This window comes from Sphingomonas sp. S-NIH.Pt15_0812, from assembly GCF_003951315.1.
Lineage (GTDB): Bacteria > Pseudomonadota > Alphaproteobacteria > Sphingomonadales > Sphingomonadaceae > Sphingomonas.
On sequence record NZ_QLJH01000006.1, the window covers coordinates 112,090 to 135,961 of the forward strand.

At 68.4% G+C, this 23,872-nt stretch carries 20 protein-coding genes; 8 read left to right on the top strand and 12 right to left on the bottom strand.

All coding sequences use genetic code 11. From position 1 onward, the window contains the following. Positions 1–214 precede the first annotated feature (214 nt). Positions 215–604, top strand: a complete 390-nt coding sequence (locus BRX43_RS06130) for a response regulator (RefSeq protein ID WP_125993969.1) — start codon at positions 215–217, stop codon at positions 602–604. Positions 605–701: 97 nt separating this feature from the next. On the opposite strand, the gene BRX43_RS06135 is transcribed toward BRX43_RS06130, so the two are convergent. From BRX43_RS06135 to BRX43_RS06145, 3 genes are all read right to left on the bottom strand, one after another. Further along, positions 702–3,422, bottom strand: a complete 2,721-nt coding sequence (locus BRX43_RS06135; RefSeq protein WP_125993970.1) for a PAS domain-containing protein — start codon at positions 3,420–3,422, stop codon at positions 702–704. Next, a complete protein-coding gene (locus BRX43_RS06140) occupies positions 3,415–3,597 on the bottom strand; it encodes a hypothetical protein (protein WP_125993971.1) in 183 nt (60 codons plus the stop codon). Before BRX43_RS06140 ends, BRX43_RS06135 begins: the two co-directional genes overlap by 8 nt. 127 nt (positions 3,598–3,724) lie before the next feature. Further along, entirely contained in the window at positions 3,725–4,477 is a 753-nt protein-coding gene (locus tag BRX43_RS06145; RefSeq protein ID WP_125993972.1) for a FadR/GntR family transcriptional regulator, read from the bottom strand. Positions 4,478–4,721: 244 nt separating this feature from the next. Here BRX43_RS06145 and manD point away from each other — a divergent pair, with 244 nt between their 5' ends. From manD to BRX43_RS06165, 4 genes are all read left to right on the top strand, one after another. Further along, positions 4,722–5,933 (top strand): D-mannonate dehydratase ManD, encoded by a 1,212-nt coding sequence (manD, locus tag BRX43_RS06150; protein WP_125993973.1) that lies wholly within the window; start codon positions 4,722–4,724, stop codon positions 5,931–5,933. Positions 5,934–5,937: 4 nt separating this feature from the next. Continuing rightward, positions 5,938–7,245 (top strand): MFS transporter, encoded by a 1,308-nt coding sequence (locus tag BRX43_RS06155; RefSeq protein WP_125993974.1) that lies wholly within the window; start codon positions 5,938–5,940, stop codon positions 7,243–7,245. Positions 7,246–7,484: 239 nt separating this feature from the next. After that, the gene (locus tag BRX43_RS06160) at positions 7,485–10,718 is read left to right on the top strand and encodes a TonB-dependent receptor (protein WP_241214803.1); all 3,234 of its coding nucleotides are present in this window, start codon (positions 7,485–7,487) and stop codon (positions 10,716–10,718) included. A gap of 129 nt (positions 10,719–10,847) precedes the next feature. Next, positions 10,848–11,546 carry an ion channel gene (locus BRX43_RS06165; protein WP_125993975.1) on the top strand — a complete coding sequence of 233 codons (699 nt, stop codon included), beginning with the start codon at positions 10,848–10,850 and terminating at the stop codon, positions 11,544–11,546. A 9-nt stretch (positions 11,547–11,555) separates the two neighbouring features. On the opposite strand, the gene BRX43_RS06170 is transcribed toward BRX43_RS06165, so the two are convergent. Genes BRX43_RS06170 through hemB form a run of 3 tightly spaced genes read right to left on the bottom strand, consistent with a single transcriptional unit; the run spans position 11,556 to position 15,303 of the window. After that, on the bottom strand, positions 11,556–13,775 hold the full coding sequence (locus BRX43_RS06170) for a fused MFS/spermidine synthase (protein ID WP_125993976.1): 2,220 nt from the start codon (positions 13,773–13,775) through the stop codon (positions 11,556–11,558). Then, positions 13,772–14,317 (bottom strand): GNAT family N-acetyltransferase, encoded by a 546-nt coding sequence (locus BRX43_RS06175; RefSeq protein ID WP_125993977.1) that lies wholly within the window; start codon positions 14,315–14,317, stop codon positions 13,772–13,774. The genes BRX43_RS06170 and BRX43_RS06175 overlap by 4 nt, the downstream gene beginning before the upstream one ends. After that, positions 14,314–15,303 carry a porphobilinogen synthase gene (gene hemB / locus BRX43_RS06180; protein ID WP_125993978.1) on the bottom strand — a complete coding sequence of 330 codons (990 nt, stop codon included), beginning with the start codon at positions 15,301–15,303 and terminating at the stop codon, positions 14,314–14,316. The genes BRX43_RS06175 and hemB overlap by 4 nt, the downstream gene beginning before the upstream one ends. Before the next feature lie 69 nt (positions 15,304–15,372). Between hemB and BRX43_RS06185 the strand changes: the two genes are divergently transcribed. Then, on the top strand, positions 15,373–16,272 hold the full coding sequence (locus BRX43_RS06185; RefSeq protein ID WP_125993979.1) for a YegS/Rv2252/BmrU family lipid kinase: 900 nt from the start codon (positions 15,373–15,375) through the stop codon (positions 16,270–16,272). Between the two features lie 30 nt (positions 16,273–16,302). Here BRX43_RS06185 and BRX43_RS06190 read toward each other — a convergent pair whose 3' ends face one another. Genes BRX43_RS06190 through BRX43_RS06210 form a run of 5 tightly spaced genes read right to left on the bottom strand, consistent with a single transcriptional unit; the run spans position 16,303 to position 20,895 of the window. After that, the gene (locus tag BRX43_RS06190) at positions 16,303–17,742 is read right to left on the bottom strand and encodes an MATE family efflux transporter (protein ID WP_125993980.1); all 1,440 of its coding nucleotides are present in this window, start codon (positions 17,740–17,742) and stop codon (positions 16,303–16,305) included. Between the two features lie 54 nt (positions 17,743–17,796). After that, positions 17,797–17,991 carry a hypothetical protein gene (locus BRX43_RS06195; RefSeq protein WP_125993981.1) on the bottom strand — a complete coding sequence of 65 codons (195 nt, stop codon included), beginning with the start codon at positions 17,989–17,991 and terminating at the stop codon, positions 17,797–17,799. Then, positions 17,988–19,910, bottom strand: a complete 1,923-nt coding sequence (dxs, locus tag BRX43_RS06200) for a 1-deoxy-D-xylulose-5-phosphate synthase (protein ID WP_125993982.1) — start codon at positions 19,908–19,910, stop codon at positions 17,988–17,990. Before dxs ends, BRX43_RS06195 begins: the two co-directional genes overlap by 4 nt. A 55-nt stretch (positions 19,911–19,965) precedes the next feature. Next, entirely contained in the window at positions 19,966–20,436 is a 471-nt protein-coding gene (locus tag BRX43_RS06205; RefSeq protein ID WP_125993983.1) for a transcriptional repressor, read from the bottom strand. 57 nt (positions 20,437–20,493) lie between these two features. Then, positions 20,494–20,895, bottom strand: coding sequence for a MerC domain-containing protein (locus BRX43_RS06210; RefSeq protein WP_241214804.1), 402 nt, complete (start codon positions 20,893–20,895; stop codon positions 20,494–20,496). A 138-nt stretch (positions 20,896–21,033) separates the two neighbouring features. Between BRX43_RS06210 and BRX43_RS06215 the strand changes: the two genes are divergently transcribed. Both BRX43_RS06215 and BRX43_RS06220 read left to right on the top strand, forming a co-directional pair. Next, a complete protein-coding gene (locus tag BRX43_RS06215) occupies positions 21,034–22,032 on the top strand; it encodes an aspartate carbamoyltransferase catalytic subunit (RefSeq protein WP_125993985.1) in 999 nt (332 codons plus the stop codon). Then, a complete protein-coding gene (locus tag BRX43_RS06220; RefSeq protein WP_125993986.1) occupies positions 22,029–23,255 on the top strand; it encodes a dihydroorotase in 1,227 nt (408 codons plus the stop codon). Before BRX43_RS06215 ends, BRX43_RS06220 begins: the two co-directional genes overlap by 4 nt. 222 nt (positions 23,256–23,477) lie before the next feature. Here BRX43_RS06220 and BRX43_RS06225 read toward each other — a convergent pair whose 3' ends face one another. Next, complete coding sequence (locus BRX43_RS06225) at positions 23,478–23,804, bottom strand: HNH endonuclease (protein ID WP_241214805.1); 327 nt, start codon at positions 23,802–23,804, stop codon at positions 23,478–23,480. Positions 23,805–23,872 lie beyond the last annotated feature (68 nt).

The window sequence follows — 23,872 nt, forward strand, 5'->3', positions numbered from 1 at the left end:
CGCTGCGCGGCCGGTTCGATCCGCACCGGCCTGATCCTTCGGCATCTGTTCCGGCGTCGATACCGACATCATCGTCACCACGCCTTTCATCCAAGCCGGTGACGCTTCTATATCGATCAAACTAAATAACTGTAAATGAATTGCGTTTTAATGCATCTTCATACCTTGAGACATCGCCGTTCGTCGGCGGCCGACAAGGCGATGGAATTGAGTGATGATTGATCCATCTTTATCGGGTCTGCACATCCTGGTGGTGGAGGACGAGTATCTGCTCGCCGACGATTTGCGCACCCAGCTGGGCCACGCCGGAGCCGAAGTCGCCGGGCCGTTCGCGACGGTCGCGCAAGCGGCGGCATGGCTGGCCCGGGGCGCTACGGTCGACTTCGCCCTGCTGGACATCAATCTGGGCGGAACCCTGATCTTCGATCTGGTCGATGCGTTGCGAGCCCGCGCGATACCGATCGCTTTCCTGACCGGCTACGGCGAGAGCGCCATTCCGGCGGCTTATGCCGGCATTCCGGTGCTCGACAAGGCGGTGATGTTCGGCATGTCGGACCGACTGATAGCGCGGATCGCCGGGGAGATCGGCAAGGTGCCGGCCTGACGCCACGCGCATAAGGCACAAATGATCCGACCGATCGCGCCGGCCGCCCGACCGATCAGCACCAGCGCCCATGTGCCGGTCGCCGCAAGGCGGACGGTCAGCCCGGACAATGTCCCTGCCCCGTGCTGGCCGAAACCGGGAAGGAGATCGTGCAGTGGACGCCGTCCGGCCCCAGGTTGAACGAAGTCCTGGCGTGGAGCTGGTAGGGCAAGGCTCGCTCGATCAACTCGCGCCCCTGCCCGGAACCCGCCGGCACCCGGACGCCGTCCGGTCCCATATCGGCCCCCGGCATCGTCACCGCCGATTCTCGCCAGTCGACATGCAACCAGGGCGCGCGATCACCCTCTGCCGGCTCGAACCGCCAACGGACCATCAGCCGGCCATCGGCTTGCGCCAGCGCGCCATGTTCGACCGCGTTGGTCGCCAGCTCGTGGATCGCCATGGCCAGGATCTGCACGGTCGAGGAACGGAGCCGGATGCCGCCCGGTCCGTCCAGCGTCACCTGCCCGGCCGCGCTGTTCGTCGCCGCCAGCTCCGTCGCGACCAGCGAGTCGAAGGTGACCCGGTCCTGCTCCTCCAGCCGTGACAGCAGCGACTGGATCCGCGCCAGCGCATCGAGCCGATCGCGATAGCGGAGGTGGAAGTCCGCCAGGTCGCGACTGGTGCGGGCGGTCTTGTCCGATATGGAGCGGACCACGCCGATCAAGTTGCGGGTGCGATGCTGCAACTCGTTGACCAGCGCCTTCTGCCGCTCCTCCCATTCGCGCCGCTCGGTGACGTCGACCAGGGCGCCGATCATCCGGATCGCCGCGCCATGATCGTCGTAGAAGAAACGGCCGCGGCCATGCAGCCAGTGGATGCTGCCGTCCGGATGCACGACGCGGTACTCCCGGACATAGTCGCGCGCCTCCGCCATGGCGGCACGCACTTCCGCCTCCGCGCCCGCACGTTCGTCGGGGTGCAGGCAATCCACCCAGGCCTGGTAGCTCGGCAGCACCTCGCCGACCCGATATCCCCCCTGCCGGAAACGTTCGTCCGACCAGCGCACCCGGTCGGTCCGGATATCCCAGTCCCACAATCCCAGCCGGCCCACCTCGACCGCGCTGGTCAGGAACGCCTCGTGCTTCTCCAGCGCCTCCTGCGCGGCCTTGGCGTCGGTGATGTCCTTGCCGATGCCCCCGATCATCGCGACACGATCCTCGCCGTCGCGGATCGGGAAGCCGGTGTCGCGCAGCCAGCGGATCGCGCCGTCGCTCGTTCGACATACGCGATAGTCGACAGTCACCGGCTCGCCGGCCCGGATGCGGCGGATCGCGGCGAGCACCGTGCGGCGGTCCTCCGGCACCACCAGCGCCAGCCAGGTGCGAAGCGGATGGCCCGCCATCGCCGCATCGCGCGACAGACCGTGGATCGCCTCGAACGCCGGCGTCAGATACCGCCATCGCAGCGAGGCCGCGTCGCGGATCGACAATAGGTCCTGCGAGGCGTCGCCGAACTGGCGCAGGCGTTCCTCGCTGGTCCGCAGCGCCTCCGCATTGCGCTTCAACGTGTCGATATCGGTGATGACGCTGGCATGGCCGATCACCGCGCCATCGCCGTCCCGGATCGGCATGGCGGACACGCGCGTCCAGATCTCGCGCCCGTCCTCGTCCGTGTAGAGCATCTCGATGCCCGGCATCACGCGTTCGCCGCGCAACGCCCGTACGCCCGGATAGTCGGTCACCGGCACTACCGCCCCATCCGCAGCCCAGGCCCGCCACCGCGGCGCGGCGCCATCGTCACGCGACGGCATCAGACCGTTCGGCAGGAAGCGGGCCATCTCTTCATTGGTCCGCACGGTCCGCCCCTCGGCATCGGTGACCAGGACACCGACCGGCAACGCCTCGAACACCGCCGCCAGCCGGGCATCGTTTTCGTCGATCCGCGCCTGCGCCATCGCGTCGCGCAGGCGCTGCACCTCGGCCTGCGACGCCTTCCAGGCGGAAATGTCCTTGGTGGTGGTGGCGACGCCGTCGCCCAACTTCACCACCGACTGGTAATACCAGCCGTCGAACTGCTCGCGATCATAAGAACGTTCGGTCTGCTCGGGCACGCCCGTCTCGGTGACGCGACGGAAGGCGTCGAAAATGCCGATCTCCACCACGCCGGGCCTGCGCTCAAGCAGGCTCTCGCCCCGCACCTCGCCATAATGATGTTCGGACGTGTGGTTGTTGAGTAGCCAGCGGAAGTCCACGATCGCGCCCCGGTCGTCGCGGATCGCGGCGAAGACCTGGATCATGTCCTGCGAACTGTCCATTGTCGCCTGGAGCAGGTCGCGGCTCTGTTGCAATTCCGCGGCGCCCTCGCGGACCTGCTGCTCCAGATGCAGCCGGTCGCTGCCCTGGCTCGCCCCGCCGCCATCCTCCCCCGTGTCGGCCATCGCTATCGCCGTCGCCAACACCGCCTCGACCCGCCCATGCAGGTCCCGGATCGGCGTACCGCTCCACACCGTCCCGTCCGCGACGATCCGGACCGGCTCCCCCGCCCAGGCGTCGGACAGGCGCGCGTCCAATCCGGCCGGCGGACGCGCATTCCACCGCCCCGCCGCACCCACGCGCCGGTCATGCCACGCATCGTTGCACAAGGTCGTCCGGTCCGCGCCCACCAGCAGCAAGGCGGGGCGCAAATGGTCGAGCAGCATCGCCACCGCCCCCCGCATGGTCGACGACCAGCGATCCGGCGACCCCAGCGCCGTATCCGACCAGTCCCGCGCCGCGATGCGCTGCGCCATGGCACTGTCCTGCGGCAGCCAGGTGGGTATGGCGGCGGGCTCAGGCACGGCCGCATATTCGCTGATGGAGGATGCGGGCCAAGCCACCGACCGAGGTCGCGTCGCTATGGCCGCCGGTCGGTTCGCCGAGCGCCGGATGGTCCTCGACGGCCGGCACGTAGAGATCGTCGCCGGACGGCGCGGACCCGGTCGCGCCGAGCAGATCCTGGTCCACCACCGTCATCGTTGCACTGCTTCCTCCATCGGGGGACGATCAGCTAAAGCACTATCATCGCTCACCTTTCCAGAAGGTCACTCGCAAAGCGACCAAACGAATGAAACTTTTGTTCGGTTGATGTGGAGAACGCAGATCAGGCGATATGCGTGCGAGCGAAGATCCGCTCCCGCAAGTTCGCGTTGCGCTGGCGCACCGCCTCGATCTCCTCGCTTTCGGTACGGGCGAGCAGGTGCTCCAGCACCGCGTCCAGATGTTGGCGCATCGCCAGCCGCGCCGCCTCCGCATCCCGCGCCCTGAGCGCCGCGACGATCGCGCGATGTTCGGCGACGCGCAGCATCTCGCCGCCGCCGCGCGCACGCTGGTGGATCGTCCGCGCCAGGTCGCACCGGTCGCGCATCGCCCACAAATCGGTCACCACCGCCAGGAAGGCGCCGTTGCCGGTTGCACCGGCGATGGCGAGGTGGAAGTCGCGGTCGGCCCTCTCGCTCGCGGCGATATCGGCATCCGCATCCGCCATGATGGCGACCAGTGCGTCGAGTTCGTCCAGCCGCTCGTCATCGATGCGCAGCGCCGCCAGCGCGGCGACCTCCGCCTCGATGCTGCGCCGCGCCTCCAGCAGTTCGAACGCGCCGACGTCCAGCGTCTCCGCCCCCTCGCCCGGCATCCGCAGCGAGGCGACATAGATGCCGGAGCCTTTGCGCATCTCGACGACGCCCATCATCTCCAGCGCGACCATCGCCTCGCGCACCGTGGTGCGGCTGATCGTATAGGTTTCCGCCAGCTCGCGTTCGGTCGGCAGGCGGCTGCCGACCGGCAACTCGCCCTGGGCCAGCCGCTGGAGGATGCCGTCGGTCACACGTCGATAGAGCTTGTCGGACTTTTCCATGATCGATCTGTATCCCAGGCGCGGGCCCGCGCAATGCTCCAGCATCGCGAACGGTGCGAAATCTGTCGAGTCCATGTTGACAGGCCAATATGCTTGGCGCTGTATGACAGCATTCGAGGGAGAGGATGCGGTCGCCATGCCGGCGGCCGACGCATGGTCGTGACCTGTTTCCCCGGACGCTATTTTCCTGCGCCGTCCGTTCGTGGCGACGCACCGTCTTCCCTGTCGTCAGGACCCACGCTCCATGCCGAAGATCGTCGATGCCCGTGTCATCATCACCTGTCCGGGGCGAAATTTCGTCACGCTCAAGATCATCTGCGACGACGGCACCACCGGGGTCGGCGATGCGACGCTGAACGGTCGCGAGCTGAGCGTCGCCAGCTATCTGTCCGACCATGTCGTCCCCTGCCTGATCGGCCGCGACGCGCACCGGATCGAGGATATCTGGCAGTATCTTTACAAGGGAGCCTATTGGCGGCGCGGCCCGGTGACGATGACCGCGATCGCGGCGGTCGACATGGCGCTGTGGGACATCAAGGGCAAGATCGCCGGGCTGCCCGTCTACCAGTTGCTGGGCGGCGCGGCGCGCGACAGCGTGATGGTCTATGGCCATGCCAATGGCGTGTCGATCGAGGACACGATCGCCGCCGCGATCCGCTATCGCGACGAAGGCTATCAGGCGATCCGCCTGCAATGCGGCGTGCCCGGCATGGCCGCCACCTATGGCGTCAGCAAGGACCCGGAATTCTACGAGCCGGCCGACTCCGATCTGCCGACCGAGGCGGTCTGGTCGACCAGCAAATATCTCCGCATCGTGCCAGAGCTGTTCGCTGCGGCGCGCGAGGCGCTGGGCTGGGACGTGCATCTGCTCCACGACATCCACCATCGCCTGACCCCGATCGAGGCGGGGCGGCTGGGTCGCGACCTGGAGCCCTATCGCCCCTTCTGGCTGGAGGATGCGACCCCGGCCGAGAACCAGGACGCGTTCCGCCTGATCCGCCAGCACACCACCGCGCCGCTGGCGGTGGGCGAGATCTTCAATTCGATCTGGGACGCCAAGGGGCTGATCGAGAACCAGCTGATCGACTATGTCCGCGCCACCGTGACCCATGCCGGCGGCCTCACGCACCTGCGCCGGATCGCCGCGCTGGCCGATCTCTACCAGGTCCGCACCGGCTGCCACGGCGCGACCGACCTGTCGCCGGTGGCGATGGCGGCGGCGCTGCATTTCGACCTGTCGGTGCCCAATTTCGGCATCCAGGAATATATGCGCCACACCGCCGAGACGGACGCCGTATTCCCCCACGCCTATTCCTTCACGCAGGGCACGATGCATCCCGGCGAGGCGCCCGGCCTGGGCGTCGACATCGACGAGGCGCTGGCGGCCGGCCATGACTATCGGCGCGCCTATCTGCCGGTGAACCGCCTGGAAGACGGCACGCTGTGGAGCTGGTGAGAGGATGACCGAGGCCCTGGCCCCCACCCCCGCTCCGCCGGAGAAACCGCGTGGCCGGGTGCGCTGGATCGTCTGCGCCCTGCTGTTCGCGGCGGTGGCGCTCAGCTATATCGACCGGCTGGTGCTGCCGACGCTCAAGCCCGAGCTCCAGGCGCGCTACGACTGGAGCGAGCAGGGCTATGCCGATCTCGCCATCGCCTTCCAGGCCGCCTACGGCATCGCCTATGTGCTGTTCGGGCGGTTCGTCGACCGGGTCGGCGCGCGGATCGGCTATGCGGTGGCGGTCACTTTGTGGACGATCGGCCATGTCGCCCATGCGCTGTTCACCAGCGCCGGCGGGATGATCTGGGCGCGGCTGCCGCTGGCCGCCGGGGAAGCGGGCGCGTTTCCCGCCGCGCTCGCCGCGACCTCCGAATGGTTTCCGCAGCGCGAGCGCGCGCTGGCGATCGGCATCTTCAACGCCGGCTCCAATGTCGGCGCGATCCTGACGCCCCTGGTGGTGCCGGCGATCGCGGTCGCGTTCGGCTGGCGGATGGCGTTCCTGGCGACCGGCGCGCTGACCCTGGTGTGGCTGATCGCCTGGCTCGGCTTCTATCGCAGCCCGCGCCAGCATCCCCGCGTCACGGCGGCGGAACTCGCCTGGATCGAGGCGGACCCGACGCCCCCCGCCCGGCCGATCCGCTGGCGCACGCTGCTCCGCCTGCGCCAGACCTGGGCCTACATGGCCGGCCGCTTCCTGATCGACCCGATCTGGTGGACCTTCCTGTTCTGGCTGCCCGACTTCTTCAACCGTCAATATGGCGTGAAGATGCTCGACTTCGGCCCGCCCTTGGTCGCGGTCTATGTGCTGGCGGACGTGGGATCGATCGCGGGCGGCTGGTACTCGTCGCGCCTGCTGGGGCGCGGGTGGAGCGCCAACCGCGCGCGCAAGACCGCGATGGCGACCTGCGCGCTGTTCGCGCTGCCGATCATCGTCGCGGCGCAGGCCCCGGGCATGTGGTGGGCGGTGCTAGCGATCGGGCTGGCCTGCGCCTGCCACCAGGGCTTCTCCGCCAATGTCTTCGCCATCCCCGGCGACCTGTTCCCGCGCGGCATGGGCGGATCGGTGATCGGCCTCGGCGGACTAGCCGGCGCGGTTGGCGGCATGATGATGGCGAAGTTCGCCGGCACGATCCTGGCCGGCGTCGGCGGCTATGGGCCGATCTTCGCGGTCGCCGGCTGCGCCTATTTCGTCGCGCTGCTCGTCATCCACCTGCTGGTGCCGACCTATGCGCCGGTCGACCCGGCGCGCCTGGCGGCGGATCGGTCGTAGCGATAGGGCTTCACGCGCCGGATCTGCCATTCGCCGGGGGCCAGGCGGACGTGGCGGTCCTGACGGGTCTCCTGTCGGTCCAACGCCCTCGTCATCAACGGCCGCAGCCATCCTGCCCGCACCATATCGCATATTGGCCGGGCAACAACGATTAACCTGTCAGGCCAGTTATCGGTAACATGCACAGCATCGAAAAATGGCAGACCGGATGAAACGGCCGCCTTCAGGAGGGGAATGACATGAAGCTCGCGTCACCAATGCGTCGCCTGAACACGCCGCTGGCCCTGTTGCTGTGCACATCGGCCTGGCCGGCCCTGGCGCAGGTCGCGCCGACGCCGGGCGCCCCGACCGCCTCCTCGGACAGCAGCGCGACCACCCTGCCCGACGCGAACACGCAGGATGGCGCGGGCAATACCCAGCCGACCCAGATCGACTCGAGCGACCAGGCCCCCGCCGATCCGTCCGCGACCGGCAACCAGGATATCATCGTCACCGGATATCGCGCGTCGCTGCAAAGCCAGACCAACGCGAAGAAGAATTCGATCGGCTTCACCGACACGATCTTCGCCGAGGATATCGGCAAGTTCCCCGACACCAACATCGCCGAATCGGTCAACCGCATCCCCGGCGTGACGATCAGCCGCGAGGTCACGGGCGAAGGCGCGAACGTCGCGATCCGCGGTCTCGGCACCAACTTCACCCGCGTGCTGCTGAACGGCGCGCCGGTCGCGATCGCCTCGGTCCGCTTCGACGCGCAGAGCACCAATCGCGAGGTCGATCTCGACCTGATCCCGACCGAATTGTTCACCCAGCTGACCGTCAGCAAGTCGCCCACCGCCAGCCAGATCGAGGGCGGCGCGGCCGGCACGGTCAACCTGCGCTCGGCACGTCCGTTCGACAATCCCAAGCCCTATATCAGCTACGGCCTTCAGGGGTCGAAGGTCAGCAGCGCCGACAAATGGGGCTATCGCGGCTATGCGCTGGCCAGCATGACCTCGGGCAATTTCGGCCTGCTGGTCGGCGGCGCGGCGGTGAAGAACCGCTTCCGCGTCGACGGGTTCGAGACGATCGGCTGGACCAATCCGAACCTCACCGCGTCGCAGAACACCGGCTCGACGCGCAATGCGACCGGCGGCGGCAACTTCACCATCCCCGGCACCGTGCCCGCCAATGCCGGCAACGGCCTGACGCCCGGCACGGTCATCGACCAGGCGTTCCTGCTGCGCAACAATCCGGGTGCGACGATCGAGCAGATCGACAACGGCCTGCTGCCCCGCCTGGGCCGTCCGCGCACCGAGATCGGCGAGCGCACCCGCTATAACGGCCTCGTCTCGGCCGAGTGGCGGCCGAGCGACGCCTTCCACTTCTATGTCGACGGCATGTATGCCAAGCGCGACACCGAATTCTCGCGCAACGCGATGAACTGGGCGGTGCGCAACGGCGCGGCGATCCCGCTCAACACCACCTATGACAAGACGGATTGCGCGTCGGGCTGCACCGTCACCGGCGGCACCTATGCCAATTCGCAGTTCTTCCTCGAATATCGGCCGTACAAGGACAAGCAGGACTATTGGGGCGTCAATCCCGGTGCCGAGTTCATCATCAACGACCATATCAAGGGCGATCTGCAGGCCAATTACACGCGCAGCAAGTTCCGCCGCGAAAGCCCGACCTTCCTGGTCATCACCCCGACCAGCAGCGGCACCACCGTCACCTATCAGAACACCGGCGGCATCCCGACGATAACCAGCAATGTCGACCTGAACAACCCGGCCAATTTCGGTTGGGCCGGCGGCGGTCGCGTCCAGCTCTCCGGCGAGGAACGCCGGACCGAGACCAAGGGCGTGCGCGGCAGCCTGTTGTTCGGCGACGAGAAGAGGTTCAGCGTCCGCGTCGGCGCGGCCTATGACGACACCTCGCGGCGGATCAGCCCGTTCGACAACAGCAATGCCTGGTCGGCGGCGATCTGCGGCAACAACCCCAACGTGCTGCTGCCCGGCCCGAACCGCCAGCCGCTGTGCGATGGCGCGAACCAGCCCGGCACGGTGCCGCCCGCCGGCTATCCGACCTATCCCGCCTATGGCACCGGCTTCACGGTCGGCGGCCAGCCGATCGTCTATGGCGGCTCGATCATCCCGACCGCGCTCGTCCCCTCCTTCCTCCTGCCCGGCGACAACGGCTTCATCACCGTCGACTGGAACAAGGTGAAGGCCGCGACCGGCTATGACAGGCTGCTCGCCGGCGCGACGGAGACGGGTTCGGGCACCAGCGGCGCGAATGGCGGCCTGATCCGCGAGAAGGTGACCGGCACCTTCATCGAGGGCAACGGCATCATCGACGTCAACGATACCGACACGCTGCGCGTCAATGCCGGCGTCCGCTATGTCCGCACGCAGCAGATCGTCGGCGGCCGCACCAGCATCCCCGATCCGCGCAATACGCGGGGCGGCGTGACCTGTCCCGGCTCCACCGCCAACAACTTCGCGCTGGACGGTTCCTGCTATCCGGTCACGGTCGCCTTTGCCGAGACGAACCGCCTCTATTCCAACTTCCTGCCCTCGGCGAGCGTCGCCTACAGCTTCGGCAACAAGGCGGTGGCGCGTGGTTCGATCTCGCGCACGATGACCCGGCCGGACCCGAACCAGCTGCTGCCGGGCGCGTCCTTCACCTCGCCCTCGGCGGATGTCGGCAATCTCGGCAACAACGCGCTCAATCCGTACATCTCGAACAATATCGACCTGGGCTTCGAATATTATACCGGCGGCGAGGGCGTGATCGCGTTCGCGGCGTTCCGCAAGTCGATCACCGGCTTCACCGTCAACGGTCTGACCACCGTGCCCTTCTCGACCCTGGAGCAATATGGCATCACCTTCGCCACGCTGACCCAGGCGCAGCAGCTTGCCCTCGCCTCGCGCGCACCGGCCGGCACCCCGCCCGAACAGGTGCTGGTCCAGGTCCAGCAGCAGGTGAACGCCGATGGCAAGCTCAAGGTCAACGGCCTGGAGTTCCAGATCACCCAGCCGCTCGACTTCCTGACCCAATATATCGGCGTCACCGGCTTCGGCGTGCAGGGCAACCTGACGCTGATCGACCAGAAGGGCGAAGGCACCGGTGCGCCGGCCATCGCGCTCGGCGTCGCGCCGACCACCTACACGGCGACCGGCTATTATGAAGGCCACGGCCTGTCGGCGCGCCTGACCTATACGTTCAACGAGGGGTCGCAGGCGTCGGGCCTCAACCAGAACGGCCTGCCCAATGCGGCGATCTTCGGCCGCGATTACGGCCAGCTTGACTTCTCGGGCAATCTCGACCTCGGCAAGGTGTTCGGCAACAGCTACATGCCAACCCTGGTCGTCAACGTGATCAACATCACCAAGGAAGCCCAGTCGAGCTACTTCCAGTTCCCGAATGCCACCTTCAACCAGTATCAGCCGGGCCGCACCCTGCTGGTCGGCATCCGCGGTCGCTTCTGATCCGCGACCGCCGCTTTCGGGAATGATGGACAGGGTCGGCCACGAGGCCGGCCCTGTCTGCTTTCGGTCATGGATCGTTCAGCCGCGCCGGCCTAGTCGCCCGACCCCATCGTCAGCGGACCGACGTTCATGCATTGGATCATGGATCGCGACCAGCGCGTCGACCATTGCCTCTCCGCCCTGCTCGTCCTGCAATGCCTCACCCTGTTCGTCATGATCCCGCTGGCGCAGCGGGGCGCGCTGGGGCGGACCCTGCTCGACATCTGCCACCTGGCCTTCGCCATATTGTGCGTGACGGTGCTGACCCGGCACCGGCTGTTGCAGTTGGTGACGCTCGGCTGCCTGGCGCTGCTCACCGCCTGGCCGCTGTTCGGGCATCTGGTCTCCGCGTCGCTGCAGCTCGACTCGGTCCAGCAGCATGAGGCGATCGCGCTGGTCTCCTTCGTGTTCAACGGCGCGGTGACGGGCGTGGTGGCGCATCACGTCTTCGCCGCCGGACGGCGCGTCACCATGCACCGCATCCGGGGGGCGGTGCTGCTCTATCTCAACATCGCGGCGCTGTTCGCCATCGCCTATGGCGCGATCGCCATGTATGCGCCGGGGGCCTTCACCGGCACCAACCTGCACGGCCATGGCCGCGACGGCCTGTCCGCCGTCTTCACCTATTTCAGCCTGACGACGCTGACCACGACCGGCTTCGGCGATATCGTGCCGACCGAGCCGCTGACCCGCAGCCTCGCCAATCTGGAGGCGGTGATCGGCCAGCTCTTCCCGGCGACGTTGCTCGCCCGGCTGGTTGCGCTCCACATGGTGCATGAGGAGCGGTAGGCAGGTCCGTCAAAAGCCTTTCAGCAGCGGCAATATGGTCGAATAATCGTCGGTCCAGGCCGACAGGCCCGGCCGGCGGCGCATCGGCCGCCACTCGGAATGGCGCGCCCGCAACGCCGCCAGCGTCCCCGGGTCGCGGGACAGCGCGACCCAGAGCGAGGTGGTGGCATCGGGATCGAGCGGCGACGGGTGGTAGTTCATCACCGCACCCTGCCAGCCACCGGCATCCGCTACCGCCGCGACCACCGGTTCCAGGTCGAGATAGCGGTTGGAAATGTGGACCATCAGCAGGCCGCGCGGGGCCAGCACGCGCGCATAGCTCGCAAAGGCCTCGCGCGTCATCAGATGCGCCGGCACCGAGTCCGAGGAGAAGGCATCGAGCGCCAGCAGGTCGAGTGAGCCCGTCCCCTCCCGCGCGATGTTGATCCGGGCATCGCCTAGCCGGATCGTCGGATCGGGCAGGCAGCGGCTCAGATAAGTGAACTGCCCGGTATCGCGCGCGATCCGGACCACCGCCGGATCGATTTCGTAGAAGCGCCAGTCCTGTCCCCTTTGTGCATAGCAGGCGAGTGTACCGGTGCCGAGCCCCACCACCCCGACCCGCGCCTGCGGGCCGTAGAGGTCCGGCAGCGCGGTCATCGCCAGTCCCACGCCCGAGCCGGGGGCGTAGTAGGTGGTCGGCGTCCGCTCGCGGGTCGGGCTGCCGATCAGCTGGATGCCATGGACGGTGGTGCCATGGTCCAGCTCGCGGATGCGCGACGTACCGCGCACGGTATAGACGCCGAAATAGCTGCGCGTCCGTGCCCCCGGCTGCGCCGAGAGTTCGAGCGAGCGGAAGCCGCCGAACAGCATCAGCGCGGTCGCCAGCACCAGGCCATATGCCAGCCGCCGGCCCATCGCCATCAGCCCGACCGCGGCGATGACGACGAAGATCGGCCCGCGATAGGCCTCGCCGGCCAGACCGTCCGGGCCATAGGCCTGGAGCAGGACCAGCAGCAGCATCGCCGCGATCACGGTGGCATGGGCAGCGAGACGCGCCGACCCGGTCCAGATCGCGCGCAGCGAGCCGGTCAGGTACAGCGACGGGGCCAGCGCCCCCGCCGCCAGGATCAGCAGCGGATATTCATAGGTCCAGTCGAACAGCACCGACGCGATCAGCCCGGCGAACACCCCGCCCAGGGCGCCGCCGAACGCCATCGCCAGATAGAAGCCGGTCAGCCGGTCGGGCGCGGGTCGCACGCGGTAGAGCGCGGTGTGCAGCGCCACCGACGCCATGAAGAGCAGCGTGAGGGCAACCAGCAGGTTGATGCCGGCGCGCGCCTGATAGCCGCCCATCATCACGCCGCCGAACAGCAGGATCGTCATCGGGGCAATGCGCGTCAGCAGGTCCGCGACCGAGCGATCGGTGGCGAAGGCGACGCTGAAGCTGAGCAGATAGAGGCCGAGCGGCAGCACCCAGAGCAGCGGCATCGCGACGATGTCGGTGGTGATATAGGTGGAGGTCGCCAGCATCAGCCCCGAGGGCACGAGGCTGAGCGCGATCCAATAGACGATCCTGCCGGCCCCGGCCGGGCGGCTGACCGGCCCCGCCGCCGCCACGTCCACCGCCACCGCCCTGCGCGGCAGCAGCGTCGCACAGGCGGCGACCAGCAGGATCAGCAACGCATAGCCGCCGCTCCACAACAGGCTCTGCCGATGCACCGCCATCAGCGGCTCGACCAGCAGCGGATAGGCGATCAGCCCGGCGAAGCTGCCGAGATTGGAGGCGGCGTAGAGCGCATAGGGATCGCGGCCGCCGCTCGCCAGGCTGAACCAGCGTTGCACCAGCGGGGCCTGCGCCGCGACCGCGAAGAAGAGCGGCCCGATCGAGGCCAGCAGCAGCCACGGCGCCCAGAGTGCCGGCTGGCCCGCCGCCGGGATCTGGATCGCGGCCAGGCCGATCGGCAGCCACAAGGCCGCCAGCAGCAACAGGCCGAGATGGATCGCCGCCTGCACGCGCGGGCGCGCCCGGGCCAGCGCATGGGCATAGGCATAGCCGCCGAGCAGCAGCGCCTGATAGACCAGCATCGCCGAGTTCCACACCGCCGGCGCGCCGCCCAGCCGGGGCAAGGCCATGCGCGCCACCATCGGCTGGACCAGGAACAGCAGGAAGGAGCCAGTCAGGATCGTCAGGACGAACAGCCATCCGCCGAACCGCCCCCGGTCCGCCCCGCCCCCCTCCGTCGTCATGCGGCGCGTCGCCACAGGCCGGGCCGCGCGATGCGATAGAGGATGTGGGCGCGCGGCGGCTCGCCGGGGGTCAGGTCGGGATAGCGGAAATCCTCCTCGGGAAAGCGCACCATGCCCAGCCGCTCCATCAGTCCCCAGCTGCGCCGGTTGGCAGGCACGGTGACGGCGGCGATGCTCGGCACCGCCAGATTGCGCCAGCCCCAGGCGATGCTGGCCGCCGCCGCCTCGCGCGCATAGCCGCGCCCCCAGACGCGCCGGTCGATCTGCCAGCCGATCTCGATCTCGCCGCGCATCGGCGCGTCGCCGGGCTTCAATCCGCAATAGCCCAGGAACGCGCCATCGGACTTGCGCTCGATCGCCCATTGGCAATGGCCATGTTCGGCCTGGCAGGCCTGGGCGCGGTTGAGCGTCCAGCGCGTCTCGTCGCGGCTGGTCGGCGGACCCAGATAGCGCATCGCCTCCGCATCCTGGCCCATGGCGTGGAAGGGGGCGAGATCCGCCTCGCGCCAGCCGCGCAGCAGCAGCCGTTCGGTCTCGATCACGCGCCCATCAGCCGCGCGGCCTGGGCGGCGTGATAGGTCAGCACGCCCGAACAGCCGGCGCGCTTGAACGCCATCAGCGACTCCATCACCAGCGCGTCGCGCTCCCCCGCCCCGGCCGCGACCGCCGCCTCGATCATCGCATATTCGCCCGACACCTGATAGGCGAACACCGGCACCTCGAACCGCGTCTTCACCCGCTGGATGATGTCCAGATAGGGCAGGCCCGGCTTCACCATCACCGTGTCCGCCCCCTCCGCCAGATCGAGCGCGACCTCGCGCAGCGCCTCCTCGGCATTGGCGCTGTCCATCTGGTAGCTCTTCTTGTCGCCCTTCAGCAGGCCCCGGCTGCCGACCGCATCGCGGAACGGGCCGTAGAAAGCGGAGGCATATTTGGCGGCATAGCTCATGATCTGGACGTTGACATGCCCCTCGCCCTCCAGCGCACTCCGGATCAGGCCGATGCGACCGTCCATCATGTCGGAGGGGGCGACGATGTCCGACCCGGCGCGCGCCTGGTTCAGCGCCTGTTGCACCAGCGCGTCGGCGGTGCGGTCGTTGACGACATAGCCGGCCGCATCGACCAGCCCGTCATGACCATGGGTGGTATAGGGGTCGAGCGCGACGTCGGTCAGCACGCCGATCTCGGGCACCGCGTCCTTCAACGCCCGGATCGCCCGGCACATGAGGTTGTCCGGGTTGAGCGCCTCCGAGCCGTCATCGCTGCGCAGATGGTGCGGCGTATTGGGGAACAGCGCGACGCAGGGAATGCCCAGGTCGCGCGCCTCGCGCCCGCGCGCGACGATGCCGTCGACCGACCAGCGCGAGACGCCGGGCAGCGCCGCGATCGGCTCCTCCACCCCGTCCCCTTCCGCGATGAACAGCGGCCAGATCAGGTCGGCGGGAGTCAGCACCGTCTCGGCATGGAGCCGGCGGCTCCAGGCGGAGGCACGGGTGCGGCGAAGACGAAGGGCGGGATAAGCGGACATGTTTTCGCTTTGCGGGATCGCGGCGGCCCCGGCAAGCGTTAGGCACGTTCATTGCGAGGGTGTATCGATATGCGGGACATCCGCTCGGCGGCCATGGTCGTGAATGCCAAGTCCCGGAAAGGGCAGAAACTTTTCAAGCGGGCATGCAAAGCCATGTCCGGCCTGCCCTATCCCGTCGACGCACGCGCGGTCGAGGACCCCGATCAATTGGAAGCGGTCGTGCGCGACGTGCTGCGCGCCGGTCCCGACCTGGTCATCCTGGGCGGCGGCGACGGTACGATCAGCGGGCTGGTCGACCTGCTGGTCGGGCGCGACGTGGTGCTGGGGGTGCTGCCGCTCGGCACCGCCAACAGCTTCGCGCGTACGCTGGGCATCCCGCTGACGGTCGAGGGCGCGGTGGAGGTGATCCGGACGGGGCATCGCCGCCGCATCGACCTCGGCATGATCGACGGCGATTATTTCGCCAATTGCGCGGCGATGGGGATCAGCCCGCAGATCGCGGAAACGGTGCCGCATGGCCTGAAGAAGCTGTTGGGGCGGATCGGCTATCTCGGCTGGGCGAGCTATCAGTTCACCCGGTTCAAGCCCTTCACCCTTCACATCGATGACGGCGAGACCAAGCGCAAGATGCGGGTGGTGGAGGTACGCATCTCCAACGGCCCCTATCATGGCGGCACCTGGCTGGTGGACGAGGCATCGGTCAATTCGGGTGAAATCGTCGTCCAGGCGGTACGCGGCCATTACAAGCGCACCCTGGTGCGCAACTGGGCGACCAGCTTCCTGGGCATGAAGGAGCGGCATCACGACACGATCAGCTTCTCCGGCAAGGCGATCCGCATCGACACCGAGCCCCGGCTGCCGATCTCGATCGACGGCGAGCTGCTGGCGGAAACGCCGGTGACCGCGAAGATCGCGGCGGGCGTGATCGAGGTGATGGCGCCGCCGGCACCGCTGCCGCCTGGGTCGTGAAGACTATCGGTCCAGGCTGAGACCCGCACCTCACCCCACCGGCATCGCCTTGCCCGTCGGCTGTCCCTCCGCCAGCGCCGACTCCTCGCATTCGTGCGGCACGGCCGGCATTCGGGTGCGGCGCCAGCCGCCATGGAGATAGAAGCCGATCATCATCAGCATCGACCCGACCGACCCCGCCGGGAAGCTCCACCAGATCGCGTCCGAGCCGAGCCGCCCCTCCAGCCCCGTCGCCAGGCCCAAGCGAAGCGGGAACATCGCCACCGCCAGAATCACCAGCGGGCCGATCACCGACCCGTTCGCCCGGACGATCGCCGACAGCACCATCGACACGCCGAACAGCACGAAGCTCCACCCGGCGATCCAATTGATCCGGACCGCGATGTCGATCGCGCCCGGATCGCGGCCCAGGAACAGCCATAGCACATGCCGGTCGAGCAGGGTCAGCAGCACGACCAGCCCGCCGGTCAGCGCCAGGTTGGTGAGGATGCCGACGCGGGTGATCCGCCCCACCCGGTCCCAGGCGCCGGCCCCGATATTCTGTGCGGCCATCGCGCTCACCGCCGCGCCGACCGCCATCGCCGGCATCTGGACATAGGTCCAGAGCTGGTTCGCCGCGCCATAGGCCGCCGTGGTCGAGGTGCCGTAGCGATTGACCAGCCCGATCATCGCCAGTGCCGAGGTGGAGACGACCAGCATCTGCAGTCCCATCGGCACGCCCTTGACCAGGATCGTGCGCAGCAATGCCGAATTCGGCCGGATATAGCCCAGCTCCGCACCCCGCAGCCGGATCGGCAGGTCGCGACCGTAGATATAGAGGAGCAGCGCGACCAGCGAGACGCCATTGGCGATCAGCGTCGCGGTCGCCGATCCGCCGATGCCCATGGCGGGGATCGGTCCCACGCCCCGGATCAGCAGCGGGTTGAGCCCGACATCGACCACCGATCCCAGCGCCATGAACTTGAGCGGCGTGATCGAGTCGCCGGTGCCGCGCAACGCCATGGTCAGCAGCACCGTCAGGAAGCCCGGCACCATCGCGATGAAGATGATCCGCAGGTAATCGAGCGCCAGCGGATAGACCTCCGCCGGGGTCGCCAGCAGCCGCAGGATGGCGGGCGCGGCGAGCAGGCCGATGATGACCGTGACGATCGACAGGCCGCCGAACAGGCCGAGCGCCGTGCCCAAGGTCCGCCGCACCGTCTCCACGTCGCGCCGGCCCATCGCCTGCCCGATCAGGATCGTCGCCGCCATGCCGAAGCCGAACACGGCGGCGATCAGCAGGAACATGATGATGTTGGCGTTCGTCGTCGCCGCCAATGCCCGCTCGCCCAGAAACTGGCCGATCCAGATCGCGTTGATCGATCCGTTCAGCGACTGGAGGATGCTGGAGCCCAGGGTGGGCAGCGCGAACAGCAGCAACGTCCGCCCGATCGGCCCGGTGGTGAGATCCCGTTGCGGCGGTCGCGCCATCGTTCCTGTTCCCCCTCGGTCGGGCGTTGCGTCGACGCACAACCCGCCGACGCCCTACCGCGATCCCTCGGGCTGCGACAATCCTCGCCCATCACGGGTGGGATCTTGGGGAACCTGTTCGGCCGACTCCGTCCGCGCCTCCAGCGCGTGCAGCGCCCGGCGCATCCGCCGCCACATCACCACGTTCAGCCAGATCACGCCGGCGAAGACGATGGCGATGATCAGCATCGCCTTGGTCAGGCCGGTCATGCCCGAGCTTCGGCGATCCCCGTGCTGTTGTGGCGCAGCGCGGTCAGCACGGTGGTGACGATCCCCTCCGCATCCAGCCCGGCGGCGGCATATTGCACCTCGGGCTTGTCCTGGTCCTGGAAGGTGTCGGGCAGGCGCATCGTGCGCAGCTTCAGGCCATGGTCGATCAGGCCGGCATCCGAGGCCAGCGTCAGCACATGCGCGCCGAAGCCGCCGACCGCGCCCTCCTCGATCGTCACCGCCACCTCGTGGGTCGAAAGCAGGCGGCGGATCAACGCCTCGTCCAGCGGCTTGGCGAAGCGGAGATCGGCGACCGTGGTCGACAGTCCCTTGGCCTCCAGCACCTCGGCGGCCTTCAGCGCCTCGGTCAGGCGGGTGCCGAGCGACAGGATCGCGACGGTCTTGCCCTCGCGCACCACCCGGCCCTTGCCGATCTCCAACCGCTGCGCCACCTCGGGCAGCGGCACGCCGGTGCCGTTGCCGCGCGGATAGCGGACCGCGATCGGGCTGCTGTCGTGCATCGCGCAGGTGTGCGTCATATGGACCAGCTCCGCCTCGTCGGCGGCGGCCATCACCACCATATTGGGCAGCGTGGCCAGATAGGCGACGTCGAACGACCCGGCATGGGTCGCGCCGTCCGCGCCGACCAGCCCGGCGCGGTCGATCGCGAAGCGGACCGGCAGGTTCTGGATCGCCACGTCATGCACCACCTGGTCATAGGCGCGCTGGAGGAAGGTGGAATAGATCGCACAGAACGGCCGCATCCCCTGCGCCGCCAGACCGGCCGCGAAGGTGACGGCATGCTGCTCGGCGATGCCGACGTCGAAGCTGCGGTCGGGAAACGCCTTGGCGAAACGGTCGACCCCGGTGCCCGACGGCATGGCGGCGGTGATCGCGACGATGGTCGGGTCGCGCTCGCCCTCCTTGACCAGCTGGTCGCCGAACACATTCTGATATTGCGGCGGTCCGGGCGGGGCCTTGGCCTGCGCGCCGGTGATCACGTCGAACTTCTGGACGCCGTGATATTTGTCCGCCGCCGCCTCGGCCGGGGCATAGCCCTTGCCCTTCTTGGTGACGACATGGACCAGGATCGGCCCTTCCTCGGCGTCGCGGACATTCTCCAGCACCGGGATCAGATGGTCGAGATTATGGCCGTCGATCGGACCGACATAGTAGAAGCCGAGTTCCTCGAACAACGTGCCGCCCATCGTCATGCCGCGGGCGAACTCGTCGGTCTTGCGCGCCGCGGCGTGGATCGGGCGCGGCAGGCGGCGCGCGACTCGCTTCAATATGTCGCGGGCGCCCAGGAACTTCTGGCTCGACACCATGCGCGACAGATAGGCCGACAACCCACCGACCGGCGGCGCGATCGACATGTCGTTGTCGTTCAGGATCACGACCAGCCGATTGCCCGCCTGTTCCGCGTTGTTCATCGCCTCATAGGCCATGCCCGCCGACATCGAGCCGTCGCCGATCACCGCGATGCCGCGCCCGGGCGTCCCCGCCAGCTTGTTGGCGATCGCGAAGCCCAGGGCCGCCGAGATGGAGGTGGAGGAATGCGCCGCGCCGAACGGGTCGTATTCGCTCTCCGACCGCTTGGTGAAGCCGCTGAGGCCGCCGCCCTGGCGCAAGGTCCGGATTCGGTCGCGCCGCCCGGTCAGGATCTTGTGCGGATAGCATTGGTGGCCGACGTCCCAGACCAGCCGGTCGCGCGGCGTGTCGAAGACATAGTGCAAGGCGGTGGTCAGCTCGACCACGCCCAGGCCGGAGCCGAGATGGCCGCCGGTGGTTCCGACCGCCGAGATCGTCTCGGCGCGCAGTTCCTCGGCAAGCTGGCGAAGCTGCTCGGGCTTGAGCCGGCGCAGCTCCTCTGGCGTGCGGACGGTGTCGAGCAAGGGGGTGGCGGGAAGATCAACCATGTCCGGGGCTTACCCTGTCGGACCGGTGGTGTCGATTGCTACGGCGCGATGACGATCAGGCCGCCGCCTCGCAGGCCGAACACCGGCCACGCAGCTCGATCACCGATCTTTCCGGCTTGAAACCAGAGACTTGCGCCGCATCCCGCAGGCCGCGCGTGATCCGGTCGTCATCCAGGTGCGTCGTTTGCCCACAGGAATCGCACACCATGAAGATGCAATCATGAAGGCAGCCAGGATGCGTATTGGCGACATAGGCGTTCGCGCTCTCGACCCGGCGGGCCAGATTGGCGCCGACGAACAGGTCGAGGATGCGATAGACGCTGTTGGCGGCCACCCGCCGCCCCTCGCGCTGCGACACCGCGTCGGCGATGTCATAGGCGGAGGCGGGCTTGTCGAAGCCGGCCAGCACGTCGAACACGATCGCGCGCATCACCGTCCATTGCTCGCCCGCGTCTTCCAGCGCCGTGCGCGCCGCATCGTTCAGGGCGTCGCCCTCTGGTTCGTGGTGGTGATGCCCGTGCGCCATGGCCGCGAGATAGGGAATGCGGGCCGTTCCAGCAAGCTAGCGCGCGCCGGCCTCCGTCTATCGATGCCGTTCCGGCGTCCCGCAATGCGCGCGCCGGTTGAACTCATGCCCGAGGGCGAGCAACGACACGCCGACGATCGTCCAAAGCGCCTCGTGGCTGCCGCTGTCGTGCGGCAGCGTCATCGCACCGGCCATCACGCCCAACCCGAACGCACCGACCGCCGCGGGCATGGCCTGGCCGTGGTGCAGGACGCCCTTGCCCAGCGCCACCACGCCGAGCAGGATCGCCATCGTCAACCCGACTTCATGGATCCATGGATCGAGCAGCATCCCGCCCGCCGTCGAGGCCAGAGCCAGCAGCGCGGTGGTGGCGACGCAATGCACGGCGCACAGCCCCGACAGCCCGATCGCGAACCGATCCAGCTTGGGCCACCAGGATGTTTGGGTCGCAGCCGTCATGGTCACCGCCATATAGCGGTATCCATGGCAGGTTACAACGTCACATGATAAGCTTAACCATCAATTCGGCGGTTCTGCCGCGCCACGATCGCGGCCCTGCTTGCCCGACTCGGCCCCGGGCGCTAACCGCCGCAACCGATGTCACGCTCGAACCACCGCCCATCCGCCATGATCGCCGGGGGGGCCGTGTTCCCCCATCGCCACCTGACCGGCATCGAGGGACTGGAGCCGCACGAGATCAGCTTCCTGCTCGACGAGGCCGAACAATGGGTGGAGGCGACCCGTGGGCACGAACGCGGCGCTGATCGCGGATGGGCGCGGCTCGCCGGCCTCACCCAGATCAACGCCTTTTTCGAGAACAGCACGCGCACGCTGCTGAGCTTCGAGATCGCGGGCAAGCGACTGGGCGCGGACGTGGTCAACATGCATGCCGCACAGAGTTCGGTGAAGAAGGGCGAGACGCTGATCGACACCGCGCAGACGCTGAACGCGATGCGCGCCGACGTGCTGGTGATCCGCCATATGAGCTCGGGCGCGGTCAAGCTGATCGCCGACAAGGTCGATTGCGCGGTGCTCAACGCTGGTGACGGCCGGCACGAGCATCCGACCCAGGCGCTGCTCGACGCGCTGACCATCCGCCGCCGGCGCGGCCGGATCGAGGGGCAGCGGGTGGTGATCTGCGGCGACCTGCTGCACAGCCGGGTCGCGCGGTCCAACATCCTGGCGCTGACCGCCCTGGCGGCGGAGGTGCGGGTCTGCGCGCCCTCCACGCTGATGCCCCCGGCGGTCGAGCGGATGGGCGTGACCCGCTTCACCGATTTCGACGCGGCGCTGGACGAGGCGGACGTGGTCATGATGCTGCGCTTGCAGAATGAGCGGATGGACGGGGGCTATGTCCCCTCCCCGCGCGAATTCCGATTGCGCTACGGCCTGACGCCCGAACGGCTGAATCGGGCCAAGCCGGACGCGCTGGTCATGCATCCCGGCCCGATGAACCGGGGGATCGAGATCGACTCGGTGGTGGCGGACGGTCCGCAATCGGCGATCACGGAGCAGGTGGCGATGGGCGTGGCGGTGCGGATGGCGTGTCTGGATGTCCTCACGCGACGGGCGCGCGGCGTGGAGGGCTGGGCATGAGCCAGGCACAGGCGATCGCCTTGACCAATGCCCGGCTGGTGCTGGCCGACCGGGTCGAGCCCGGCGCGTTGCTGGTCCGGGACGGCGTCATCGCCGGCATCGGCACGATCGACCTTCCGGCGGGTGTCGAGACGGTCGATTGCGGCGGCAGGCTGCTGGCTCCCGGCATCGTCGATTTCGGCGTCTTCGCGGTCGATCGCGAGGCGTGCCGACGCGGCGGCATCGTCCGCGTCGCGCTGATGCCCGACCAACGCCCGGTGCTGGACGATCCCGGCGTGGTGCAGCGGGCGGCGCTGGTCGGCCGGCCCGATCTGTGGATCCACCCCATCGCCGCCGCGACGCGCGGCCTGATGGGCCAGGACCTCGCCGAAATGGCCTTCTGCATCGAGGCCGGCGCGCGCGCGGTCGGCACCGGCCGCCGCTGGATTGCCGATTCAGGCGTGATGGCCAAGCTGTTCGCCTATGCCAGCGACCTGGGGTTGACCGTCGTCACCCATGCCGAGGATGGCGGGCTGACGCACGGCGCGGTCGCGACCCATGGCGAGACGGCGACGCGGCTCGGCCTGCCCTCCGCCCCCGCCATGGCCGAGGCGCTGGCGGTGGCGCGCGACCTGCTGCTGGCGGAGGAGAGCGGCGCGCGGCTCCACCTGCGCCAGGTCACCACCGCCGCCGCGCTCGACCTGGTGCGCGCGGCGAAGCGCCGCGGCGTTGCCGTCACCTGCGGGATCACGCCGGCGCATCTCCACCTGTCGGATATCGCGGTCAGCGATTTCCGCACCTTCGCGCATCTCTCGCCACCCTTGCGCGACGAGGCCGACCGCCGCGCCTGCCTAGCCGCCATCGCGGATGGCACGATCGACATCCTGTCGTCCGGCCATGATCCGCACGGGCCGGAGGAGAAGCGCCTGCCCTTCGCCGATTCTTCCGCCGGCATGGCCGGGGCGGAGACGCTGCTGCCCTTGGCGCTGATGCTGGTGCGTGACGGCCTATGCACGCTCGACCGGCTGTTCCAGCTGCTCGCGACCAATCCGGCCAAGGCGCTGGGGCTGGACACCGGGCGACTGGCGGTCGGCCTGCCTGCCGACCTGCTGCTGTTCGACGACCGTGCGCCGGTGCGGATCACCGGTGATGCCTTCGCCTCGGCCGGCAACACGCCGTTCGACGGCCTGCCGGTCGAGGGCAAGGCGCTACGCCTGTGGAAGGGCGGCCGGGCGCTGTCGTAGAGCCCGGTCTTTAGTCAATCCCGGCGCGGCGAGGCTAGAGGGGTTTCCCACTGGGTTGGATCATCGGCACGGCGGTGATTTAGGTTCGGGGCAAGGCGCGCGGAGGGAGCGATGCCAAAGCATCGTGACCGACAAGCAACGCCGCCCCGGATCGAAAGCGCCCCGCCCCGAAGCGGTCGCCCGCAGGGCGATGACGGTGGTTCAACCTGGCAGAAAACCGCTCTACCGCCGCGTCCGGACCGGCGCATGGAAGTCGGCCGGCTTGTCGGCGATCCAGCGCAGGAAGCGCGCGATCGCCGGCTGCGCGCGGAGCACCTCCGGATCGGCATAGAGCCGAGCCAAGTCGGTGTTGCCGAAGCTGGCATGGATGGTCCGGTGACAGATCGGGTGGATCGGCGCGGTGACCCGGCCGCCCTCGCTCTTCGGCACAAGATGATGCCATTCGACGCGGTGGCCCAGCGGCCGGCCGCACAGCACGCAATCCGGCGGCGCCGCGTCCCGCCGCTCGGCCAGCGCCGCCGCCTCCGCCAAGCCCGTCCGTCGTTTCACCCGGCCCGTCATCGACCGGATATGGGCCTGGCATCGGGCACAAAAAAGAAGGGCGGAGGCGACCCATG